This window comes from Microvirga sp. GN3 (assembly GCF_055792825.1).
The window spans coordinates 1-10312 of the sequence record NZ_JBVVAK010000223.1 but is presented as its reverse complement, the minus strand read 5'-3'; the positions used below and the strand labels follow the sequence as shown (position 1 = coordinate 10312).

The 10312-nt window shown below is 59.2% G+C and carries 6 protein-coding genes and 3 pseudogenes; 4 read left to right on the top strand and 5 right to left on the bottom strand.

Translation table 11 applies throughout. From position 1 onward, the window contains the following. Nucleotides 1-61 precede the first annotated feature (61 nt). Nucleotides 62-1378: a recombinase family protein gene (locus tag ACS5Q1_RS43915; protein ID WP_473104121.1), complete on the bottom strand. Its 1317-nt coding sequence runs from the start codon at nucleotides 1376-1378 to the stop codon at nucleotides 62-64. Nucleotides 1379-2067: 689 nt separating this feature from the next. On the opposite strand from ACS5Q1_RS43915, the pseudogene ACS5Q1_RS43910 reads away from it, so the two are divergent. Further along, a pseudogene (locus tag ACS5Q1_RS43910) lies at nucleotides 2068-2544 on the top strand (IS6 family transposase); the annotation flags it as partial. A 74-nt stretch (nucleotides 2545-2618) separates the two neighbouring features. Here the strand turns inward: ACS5Q1_RS43910 and ACS5Q1_RS43905 are convergent. Continuing rightward, the gene (locus tag ACS5Q1_RS43905; RefSeq protein ID WP_473104120.1) at nucleotides 2619-4220 is read right to left on the bottom strand and encodes an alpha/beta fold hydrolase; all 1602 of its coding nucleotides are present in this window, start codon (nucleotides 4218-4220) and stop codon (nucleotides 2619-2621) included. Nucleotides 4221-4616: 396 nt separating this feature from the next. On the opposite strand from ACS5Q1_RS43905, the gene ACS5Q1_RS43900 reads away from it, so the two are divergent. After that, on the top strand, nucleotides 4617-5846 hold the full coding sequence (locus tag ACS5Q1_RS43900) for a pentapeptide repeat-containing protein (protein ID WP_473104119.1): 1230 nt from the start codon (nucleotides 4617-4619) through the stop codon (nucleotides 5844-5846). A gap of 74 nt (nucleotides 5847-5920) precedes the next feature. Here ACS5Q1_RS43900 and ACS5Q1_RS43895 read toward each other — a convergent pair. The 3 genes and pseudogenes from ACS5Q1_RS43895 to ACS5Q1_RS43885 all read right to left on the bottom strand — a co-directional run. Then, nucleotides 5921-6150 (bottom strand): annotated as a pseudogene (locus ACS5Q1_RS43895) (integrase core domain-containing protein); the annotation flags it as partial. A gap of 197 nt (nucleotides 6151-6347) precedes the next feature. Continuing rightward, nucleotides 6348-7316, bottom strand: a complete 969-nt coding sequence (locus ACS5Q1_RS43890; RefSeq protein ID WP_473104118.1) for an IS5 family transposase — start codon at nucleotides 7314-7316, stop codon at nucleotides 6348-6350. A 211-nt stretch (nucleotides 7317-7527) separates the two neighbouring features. Further along, nucleotides 7528-8238: an IS6 family transposase gene (locus tag ACS5Q1_RS43885; RefSeq protein ID WP_473104117.1), complete on the bottom strand. Its 711-nt coding sequence runs from the start codon at nucleotides 8236-8238 to the stop codon at nucleotides 7528-7530. A gap of 1097 nt (nucleotides 8239-9335) precedes the next feature. Between ACS5Q1_RS43885 and ACS5Q1_RS43880 the strand changes: the two are divergent. Together ACS5Q1_RS43880 and ACS5Q1_RS43875 are read left to right on the top strand one after the other, a co-directional pair. Next, a pseudogene (locus ACS5Q1_RS43880) lies at nucleotides 9336-9788 on the top strand (IS6 family transposase); the annotation flags it as partial. 86 nt (nucleotides 9789-9874) lie between these two features. Continuing rightward, nucleotides 9875-10312: transposase (locus tag ACS5Q1_RS43875; protein ID WP_473104116.1), on the top strand; the 438-nt coding region annotated here is incomplete at its 3' end.

Genomic DNA, 10312 nt, shown 5'->3' with positions numbered 1-10312 from the left:
GCCGACTTGCACCGCCTGGCCCGCCGCGAGTTCGGCCGCCTGCAGCAACGGCCTGAGCTCATTACCAGCTTCTTTCGGCACGCAGGTCTCTCCGTTGCAGGTCTTTAGTGAAGATCATTAGGTCCCGACGCCGCCGTTCATACTCGTCGAGCGGGAGGACTGCTCGCAGATAAGCATCGGTGAGGCGCCCGATCTGCTGAGAAAGATGGGCCTGGGCCCGGCGCAGCGTCTCGCGACGGGCGAGCAATTCCTGCGGCAGCCAGGCTCCCAAGGCGTCGAGCTGGTCGGCAGGGGTATATCGCGCCGGGCAGCACGTGGCGCGGTGCGAGAAGGTGCTGTGTCCTTTGCCCTTGCACAGGTAGTAGAAATTCCGCCCGTTGAGCGCCCGCGCCGTGCAGGCGAGGCCGCAGCACCCGCAGCTCACCAGCGCGCGCAGGAGATATGGGTGGGCGGTGTTGTTGCGCCGCGCGAAGGAGTGGTTGGTTGCCAGCTTGGCCTGCACCTCATCGAAGTGCACCCGGCTCACCACGGCGGGTACCTGCCCGACCAGGATCCAGGTGTCGGCCGGCTGTGGCACGGCGGAGCCATGGGGCCGGCCAATCGGGTGCGTGGCCGAGCGCCGGTGGGTGGGAGCGCGATACTGCGTGCGTTGCGCATAGACCTGCCCCGTATAGGTCGGGTTGCGCAGGATGCCCCGGATCGTTGGGCTTGACCAGCGTGGTGTCCCGGAGGGGGTGGGAATGCCGCGGGCATCGAGGTGCAGGGCCAGCTGCAGGAGCAAGGTGCCTGGCTCGCGGTAGAGGGCAAACAGCTCGGCCACGACGGCCGCCTCCGCCGGATCGGTGGTGACGCCGCGCGGGTCGCGCGGCCGGTCGGGGCTCATGCGATAGCCATAGGGCGCATAGGTCCAAGGCAGCAGCAACCCGGCGCGCAGCTTGGCGAGCCGACCGCGGCGCATGCGTTCAGCAGTCAGCGTGCGCTCGTTTTCGGCGACCGCGCCGCGGATCTGCAGCAGCAGGTGATCGTGTGGATCATCGCTCATGGGACGGTCGAGGAATGCGGCGGCGCATCCAGCCCGCGCCCATTCCTCGAGCAGAACCATCTGATGCACATAGTTGCGGGCGAGGCGGTCAGGGGCGGTGACGAGCACGCGATCGATCTCGCTGCCCTTCACGGCATCGCGCAAGCGGTCCAGACCCGGACGGGCAAGGATCGCACCGCTGTAGCCGTCGTCGCGGAACACGTGGGCCGGGTCGAGGACCCAGCCCTCGGCGGCGTGCGCGTGAACATGGGCGGTGAGCCGCTCGAGTTGCTGCTCAATGGTCTGGTGGTCGACTTGGTGGCTGGTCGAGACACGGCCGTAGATTGCTACTCGCATGGGACACCTCCAGCAGGATTGGGGATCCCGGTGCCTCGATCGGCTCCGGGGCGGTCATCGCCCACTGCAGGAGGAGCTGATACGCCCGATCCCAGCGCTGCTGGCCCGTGGGCGTCGGCACGCTGGTGCGCCGCACGGGCCAGGCGCGTCGCCGCTGATCCCGCATGCTGTCCTCCCTGGTGGGTGACCTCACCGGGAAGTTGGGGCGCCACAGCCCTCTGGAGCCGATGGCGCGCCCGCGGCCAGCTAAGCTGAAGCCGCCCAGCGCGCGTCAGGCAGATCTTGTCATTTGTGATTAGACCATTGAGCGGACTATCGGTTGGCTCACCACCAATCGTCGGCTGGCCAAGGATTATGAGCGTCTGATCGAGACCGGCGAGATGCTGCTCTATCTCGCCATGAGCCGCATCCTGCTGCGCCGCCTCACGCGAAAGGAAAGATAATTGCTCACCAGCCTCTAGCATAGCTCCTCAGCGCGGTTGGCAGCCAGACGCCAGACGAGCGCACGTTGTTTGATGCTACTGATCATCATCTGAGAGATGGACAACGTGGCCAAGGCTTTGATCCTCTGGGAGCTTCGGGTTGCTTCAGCGGCCGTCACAACAAAGAAACTTACAGCGCCTCAGGGGGCTTGTTCCGAATTCGTCCTGTTTGCCGCGGTTTATTGCACAGACCTTGCGCGCTCCTCCGAAACATATATCAAGGTGCGCGGGCGTTGGACGTATCTCTACCGCGCTATCGACAGCAATAGTGACACGGTGGAGTTCTGGTTCAGCGAGCGGCGCAATTTGGCTGCCGCCAAACGGTTCCTGAGCAAGGCACTCAAGCGGCATGGCCGACCCGAGCGGATCGTGATCGACGGCAGCCAGACGAACTGTGAGGCGATCCTGTTTTGCGACACGACGTACCGACTACAAGATCGATCACGACGTCCGCTGAAACCGATCCGGATCCGGCAGAGCCAATATCTCAATAACAGCATTGAACAGGATCATCGCGCTATCAAGCGGCGGATCCGCCCCATGCTTGGGTTCAAGTCGGTGAACAGTGCTCGCGTAATCCTGGGCGGCATCGAGATGATCCACATGATGCGGAAAGGACAGGCGAAGTATGGCTACAATCTGCAGCTTTCACTGGCAGAGCAGTTCGATCTGCTCGCGGCCTGAACGCACTACCGAGCCTCTGTCCTTTCTTTGTCTCTTTTCCAAATTTGCGACGCAACCATCGATTTTCGCGATGCTCAGCCGTGCTCAGTAATCGCCTCGAGAAGGATGCAGAGTGTCGCTTCGAACCCGGTGCCTCCAATTTCAAACTGCCATTCACCCGGTTTGACCTCGGCAAGTGGGGTTGCTTGCGCTGCAGAGTGGAAGTCCTCGCCTGTATGAAGAATCAAGCTTCTCAGCTTCAGATTCTCGATATCGTCAAAAATCGCCTGAACGTAGTATTGCTTACGGAACACAACGTTGTCCGAGAAGCCAATCCCGAAGAGATCTCGCTCACCCACATAGAAGTCGAGCCGTATGGCGATGTCGTCAGGATCATTCCGTTGCCTGCCCTTCCCCGGAGTGGCTGCTGACGTGTCGAGCCAGCCCTCCCAGATAACTGGCTCGTTCGAAATGCGTTTGGCCCAGTCGAAAGCAAGTTTGCGGTCTGTCATATCGAGCTTGGCAAAGGGGCCGTAACAATTCTCAGCTTCGGCGCTTTGGTGAAAGAGCTCGAAATCCACGGCCCGTGGCTTCACACTCACACCAAAGAAGAACTCGCTCTTTCCGAAGAGGTCCTTTCCTCTCTTGATCAAGGCCCGCTTCAGTTTGAGAGTGGCTTTGATGTTGCCGAACATAAAGCGGGTGGCGATCTCGAAAGCCTCGCGCGAGGTTACAAGGGAGTCAGGGCCCCCATGGCATTTGTGTACGAATGTGCGCGGAGCGCTTGGAAGCTGTGCGAACGCTTGCTTCACGAGCCCGTCGCTACGGTTATAGTTCGGCCCGAACTCGCCAGTGACGGAAAACGCTCTGTTGAGCCAACTCGCAACTGTTGGACCATATGTCCGATAATTCGTTCCGACGACGGTTAGAATTCGATCCGGCGGAAAATGCTCAGCGAACTTCGTGAAGCCGACAGGATTTTCGTCGCTGACTTGAAAGTCCGGATTGAACTGCTCGAGTTCCGAGGCTGCGCCGACGCCAATCCAATCCTTCAGAAGCTGAAACGATATGCCCTGGTGGGGTGTGCCGAGCGTAACAATCTTGTTGATGTGTTTCGGCGCGTCGCCTTTGGCGTAGGTTCTCTGAACTGCCTCCCTGACAATGAGGCCGCCCATCGAGTGGGCTATGATATTCACCTTGGTCGTCATGCCTGTCTTCTCTAGAGCCAGTGCGCGGATGAAATCGATCAGGCGTGTAAGCGCACTGCCATAGCGCTTGAAATCATCTCGGTCATTGAGGTCGTAGTAGCGGAAAACCCATAGCGTCTTGAAGATATCAGTCCCTTCGGAACTGACGAGGCGGAGCGCCATCGCAGGATCGATGACGATCTTATGGCCTGAGAAAAGGGTAGGATCAAATTTCCGAAGTTCTGATGGAATACTTGCCTTATCTCGAATGACCGGGCTGTCGTAGTAACCCACGATGTTTGTTGCATCATGGTAGGACCACCGAGACTTCATGAGGCGCAGGATAAGACCCTCATAGATGTAATTCTCGCCGCGCTTATGGGGATACACGGTACCATCATTGAACCCTTGGTAGGCAATCCGCTTCTCGTCTTCGACACTCAGGCCGCCAAAGCCACGGATAAGGATAACAGGTTGCGCCAAGCGGGTTTTGTCTCGTTCGCCTGCCACTGGAATCTCCTGACGAACCGTCGACCCTCGATCTAAACAATCTTCTTCACGGTATGATAGGGGGTGTACCTCGCAAACATCAGAATATACTCCAAATAGGCGGCCAGCGACGTGCCAATTGGGTGTTGTCATGTCTGGATGGCGCCCATTTGGCAATATGATCGTTAATGACATTGGGCTGAGCGGGGCGGGTGCAGTCATGACAACACCTCGCAGGCGATGAAAAAATTCCGCGAACATTTGGAGTTGCTACGCAAGCCCCTTTGAGGAGCCTGAGCCGAATCCGACGCGCTACGCGAGCAGATCCTATAGAACCGTGGTAGTTTGGGGGATCTCCACTGGCGAGTCCTTTAGGGCTTTCAACTCTGCTCTGCTTTGTCGAGAGGAGCTGCCGCGGTGCCTACGTATCAAAGCCTTCCCTTGGTCCTAGCAGGACTTGTCCTGGCGTCCGTTATCTCGCCGGATGGAAGTGCCTCTGCGGCTGATGACAAACACATTGCTCAACTGCGCGAAACCAATAGCTGCGTAGGATGCGATCTGTCCGGAGCCGACCTGACGGGAAGCAGCGCGCTGCGGCCCGACCTGTCCGGGGCCAATCTGTCCCGCACCAAGCTGTCCAAATCGACGCTGTTCGAGGCTCGGCTGTCCGGAGCCTTCCTGTTCGAGGCCGATCTGTTCGAGTCCGACTTGGCCAAAGCCGATCTGACTAAGGCTAACCTGTCTGGGGCTAACCTGTCCCGCACCAACCTGTCCGGGGCCAAGCTATCTGAAGCCATTCTGTCGCGAGCCAACCTGACCACGGCCAATCTAACAGATGCCGACTTGACCAAGGCGAGTCTGTCCGGAGCCACCTTGTCGGGAGGCAATCTGCAGGGGGCCGACCTAACCGGCGCCGACCTGACCGGATCCAAGTTGGACTCGACCAATTTGTCCGGGGTCAATCTGTCTGGGGCCATCCTCACTTGGGCCGAATTGGCCAGGGCCCGGTTTGAACCAATCGCGATACCGCCAGGTCGTTCGTTCCGGTTTGCGAAAGGCCTAGACACGCTCTTATGGCACCAAGAGCCAGAAGGCATGATCCTTCTGCGTAACGCCTTCAAAGATGCGGGAATGCGCCAGCAAGAGCGAGAGGTGACCTATGCTCAGCTGAAATCTCAGCGGATTAACACTGGCGGCTTGGAGGGCGCACTCCAGTACGTTCTTCTTGAGGCGACCAGCGACTGGGGCATGTCACCCGCCCGCCCATTCTGGATCATGTTGGGCCTCATTCCTCTGTTTGCTCTGCTCTACCTGCTTCCCGTTGCTTGGCCTTCTCCGAAAGCAGCAGTGTGGCGGATCTGGGACAAGGATCGCGCCCAGAAGGATCAAGGTCAGGATGAGCCGGAACAACTGACGGTCAGTGGTCATCGCCTACCGCTATACGCGCTGTTCTTCAGCGTGTTATCTGCCTTCCACATCGGCTGGAGGGAATTGAATGTCGGTAGTTGGATTGCCCGCTTGAACCCCTACGAGTTCACGCTGAAAGGAACGGGATGGGTCCGCACCGTTTCTGGCATCCAGTCCCTCATCAGTGTCTATCTACTCGCGTTGGCTGTCCTGACGTATTTTGGGCGACCGTTCGAGTGAAGGAGTTGTAGTAGTCGATATTTGATCGGACATTCGGCGCTAGGGAGCGATCGGGTTGAGCCTGTCCGACAAGATCAGGCTGCAATCATTTTCTCCCTTGCCAGTGGCATGCCATCCAAGAAGGTTTGCATTGGCGTCTTATCAAAGCACCACCACCCTTGGTGTGGCCGCTATAACTCCTGAGCCAGCCGTCGAGATCGGCTTGGAGATCAGAGATTGATCCATAGATCTTCTTGCGGAAGGCACCGCGATAGAACTCGTCCAGCACCGTCTTGTGGAAGCGCTCAACGATGCCGTTTGTCTGTAAGCATTCGAGGAGTTACGCCGACGTAAGACTCGCGCGTAATACGGTTTGTCGTATGATGGTGGATGTTCAGGCGGCTTGCTGCGAAGCCGGATCTTCGACCTGGCGCAACCTCTTCCATTCCCATGGAAGTATTTCATGGGGCTGTGTTGCACGGATCGGTTAGTGGACGTACCGAGCCCACCCCAAGCCTCTGCTTAAGCGATGCGGACGGACTTCGGGCATCCAAGCTCAAGCATGCGGTTCAAGGCATGAACGGCGATGGCGACCTCCGTCGTGCGACGCCGGGCCGTTCGCGAGCGCAGCGCATCTCCGATCACTCGTTTGAAGCGGCTGATAACTGACTCCACCAGAGCCCGACGCGTGTACCCGGACCTCTTCTGCCAGCCCACGCGCCCATGCTCGGCCATGCTTTGGAGGTGCCGATCGCGCTGGGTCGGAGCGCTCTCCGCCATCTCGCTCAGCACCGCTGTTGATCGCGGTGGCACGATCACGTCAGCATCAGGATGGCGCTGTGCGACGGCGTCGTAGACGCCGGCCTGATCGTAGGCTCCGTCACCGATGAAGGAGGCACGCGGGTCTGTGATCTGGTCGAGCAAGGGCTCGACCTGCGAGCCATCATCAACATCGCTCCTGGTCAGCTCCGAGGCAAGGATCTCTCCAGTCTCGGCATCGACGCCAATGTGCAGCTTTCGCCAAGCGCGGCGCCTTTGGGTGCCATGCTTTTCGATCAGCCACTCGCCGGGCCCGCAGAGCCGCAGGCCTGTGCTGTCCACCAGCAGGTGAACAGGTCCTCCGGAGTTTGAACATGGCCTTGGCACCTCCACGGTTTCGGCCCGCCGGCTCAGGGTCGAGTGATCCGGCACAGCCAGATCGAGACTCAGGAGTTGGAGGATCGAGCCGATCAGGCCTTCGGTTTGACGCAGCGCCAGCCGGAACACCGCCCGCAGCGTCAATGCCGTTCTGATGGCGAGAGCAGAATAGCGCGGCTGACCGTCTCGTGTGGTGCGAGGCTCAGCGCGCCAAGCCGTAATGGCGTCCTCGGTGAACCAGACTGTGAGACTGCCCCGCTGACGCAGGCGGGCGTCGTACTCGGCCCAATTCGTCACCCGATGCCGCTGCGTGGGAATGAGATGCCGGCGCGCGGCATTGGCTTTGAACGGCACGGGAGATATCCGACATGAAAGGCACAGGCCTTCTATGTCAACCAGTTTCGGTTACCAACTCACCTATTCGTGCAACATGTGTGGACGCCCGTTGTGACGCAAGAAGAATCTTCGGGAGTGGTGGAGCGCGTCGGCGAGTGCTGCCATGTGTACGGCCGGCATCGTCAACTTAAAGAGCTGAGATAAGGCCCGCCCAACCTGGACCATCGGATCAGCAAGCCGCCGCAATGCCGGTGACGTCGGCCCAGGTTGCGAAGGCCTGAGCCCGAGCCTTTCGATGATCAGCGGCGTTGGTATTGGCAGGACGACGGAAGAGATTGGCAACCTGATCGTGGGCCGAGAGGAAGCGTTGCGCCTGTCCGGCTGACTTGAAGCGCTTCATGATGCGCTCGCGTCGTCGCGTCGGTTGATGACTGTTCTCCGCACGATTGTTCAACCCCCGATGCTGGCGATGTTCGACACCCGGCATGATCTCTCGTTTGGCAGCTCCGTAGCTCGCGAGTTTATCGGTGATCATCACGCGCGGGGTGATGCCTTGCTTCTTGAGCAGCTTGCGCAGCAACCGCTTGGCTGCTGTGGCATTGCGGTGACTTTGAACCAGAATATCGAGTACAATCCCGTTCTGGTCTACCGCCCGCCAGAGCCAGTGCTTTTCACCTGCAATGCTGATCACCACCTCATCGAGGTGCCATTTGTCTCCGGGTGCGGGCAGACGCCGGCGGATTTGGTTGGCAAAACTCTGGCCGAATTTCAGGGCCCACTGCCGCACGGTTTCGTGGCTGACCAGGATGCCGCGGGCGGCCAGCATCTCTTCGACCATGCGCAGGCTCAAGGGGAATCGGAAGTAAAGCCAGATGGCGTGGCTGATCACCTCAGCCGGGAAGCGGTGGCGGGCATAGCGAGGATGACAGGCGTTCTTCATCCCCTATCTATGCCCCGATACGGTCACCCGCTGGTTAACCTGACGATGCCGTTATGAGACATGAGTGCAGCTCAACAGTCATGGAGAGGCTCGGGATCCGCCTTTCGCCTCGATGTTAAATGCGCATCTCCCGACGGTCGCATCGCTGTGAGGATGTTCTCAGCGGAATAGAAAGAGAGCATTGAGCTGGCCGTGCGTTTGGCCCCAGTCTGGATGCCTGTTGCTGCAAATTGCCCCTCAACGCTCAGGTGCCCTTTCGCACATCGGCCTAACCGTCGCCTTGGTATCGGTGCAGCCGAGCCCTCGAGGTTCACGGAGGACATGCTCTCAGCGCTTGAACCCGGCACTTTCGGCGCTCCTTGCTTCCTGATCGCATTCTCCATCACCAGCCCGATGGAGCAAAGTTCGAGTCTGAAGAGGATGAGCCCCTCGCCGGCCTTTCGAGGCCAAGCTTGCGGGAGGCGTGCTATGGAAACGCATCAGGTGCGGTACTTCCTCGCTGTACGTTGACACCTTGGTGTGAGACGTCGTGGTGAGCGTTTTCAAGCACTTAGCTTTGAGCATGTAATTTGAGATTATACATTTAACTTGAGAATTTGATTGGCTTTGTACATTTCTTTTGAAACTGCCGTCGTCCAACATTGGTCTCTGATTTTGCAGGTGGCATTTGCGACAGCGTAGAGTGCACCGCATTCGAATTGACATCTAATGTGAGAAATCAAACGGTCCGTTTGTCTCATTATTGATGTCCAAAGCAGCCATAAGCTCGAAATTCTCATTCCAAGATGTCAACTGACACCACCCACGGAAGAAAGAGATGAGTCGAACATGACTCGGATCTCGACCCGATCCGCAGTCATCCACGCTTTCGCGAGGTGCTTGCACTGCTCAAATAGGAACTGCCGATCGGGTCTCATCGCAGCCTTCCAGAAAGGACCATCTCAGTAGCTGCCCCACGCAGTCTCATGCTCTCCCACCTGGTCCAAGATGAAAGCGCTGCTCAAAGCGAAAGCCGCCCGCAGTCTGGAGGGTTCTGTTGCAGCTTTGAAGCTTCCCCTGCCCGGGCTATGACGTGAGGGCATTGAGAGGGGCTCGTGGTGAAGCACAGCAAGAAGAACCCGTTCAAGGGTCGGCAGTTCACGGCGGAGATCATCCTGTGGGCGGTCCGCTGGTATCTGCAGTTTCCCATCAGCTATCGCGATCTCGAGCGCATGCTCGCCGATCGTGGCATCACGGTGGATCACACGACCCTCTTTCGTTGGATCCAGGCTTATGCACCCGAGCTGGACAAGCGCATCCGCTCGCATCTGCGCCCAACGAACGGCTCTTGGCGGGTGGATGAAACTTACATTCGAGTGAAGGGTCAGTGGGTTTATCTCTACCGTGCCGTCGATGCTCGCAGTCAAACCATCGATTTTCTGCTCTCGCCCAAACGAGATGCGGCGGCGGCCCGTCGCTTCTTCCGCAAGGCGCTGAAGCAGTCACATACAGTTAATCCTCGAACCATTACGGTCGACAAGAATGCGGCTTACCCGATTGGAGCTATGGCGGAAAGTGGGTGATGCCGGTTTGAGAAAGGCGGCGTATCGAGGCGGGTGACGAGCCTGCCAGAACCTCTCCAGGAGAGCGATACGCCATGAACGAGACTACCAATGTTTTGCGTCTGCGCCAGCCCGACGATATTGACGATCCCCTGACGGATATTCTGCGAACGGGTGCTCGCAAGTTGCTGGCGCAAGCCATCGAGAGCGAGGCTGCGGCCTATCTCGCCAACATGTGCGACCTCAAGTTGCCGGATGGCCGCGAGCGACTGGTCCGGCACGGGCACGGCCTCGAGCGCGCCATCCAGACCGGGATCGGCCCGGTGGAAGTCCGCCGGGTCAAGATCCGCGACCGCGGGGCTGAGGGAGAGGACCGCATCCGCTTCACCTCCGCCCTCCTGCCGAAATGGGCCCGCCGGACGAAGAGTTTGGATGCACTGCTGCCGATCCTCTACCTGCGCGGGCTCTCCACCGGCGACTTCCAGGAGGCGCTGTCCGCCCTGCTCGGCAAGGATGCCCCGAACCTGTCGCCC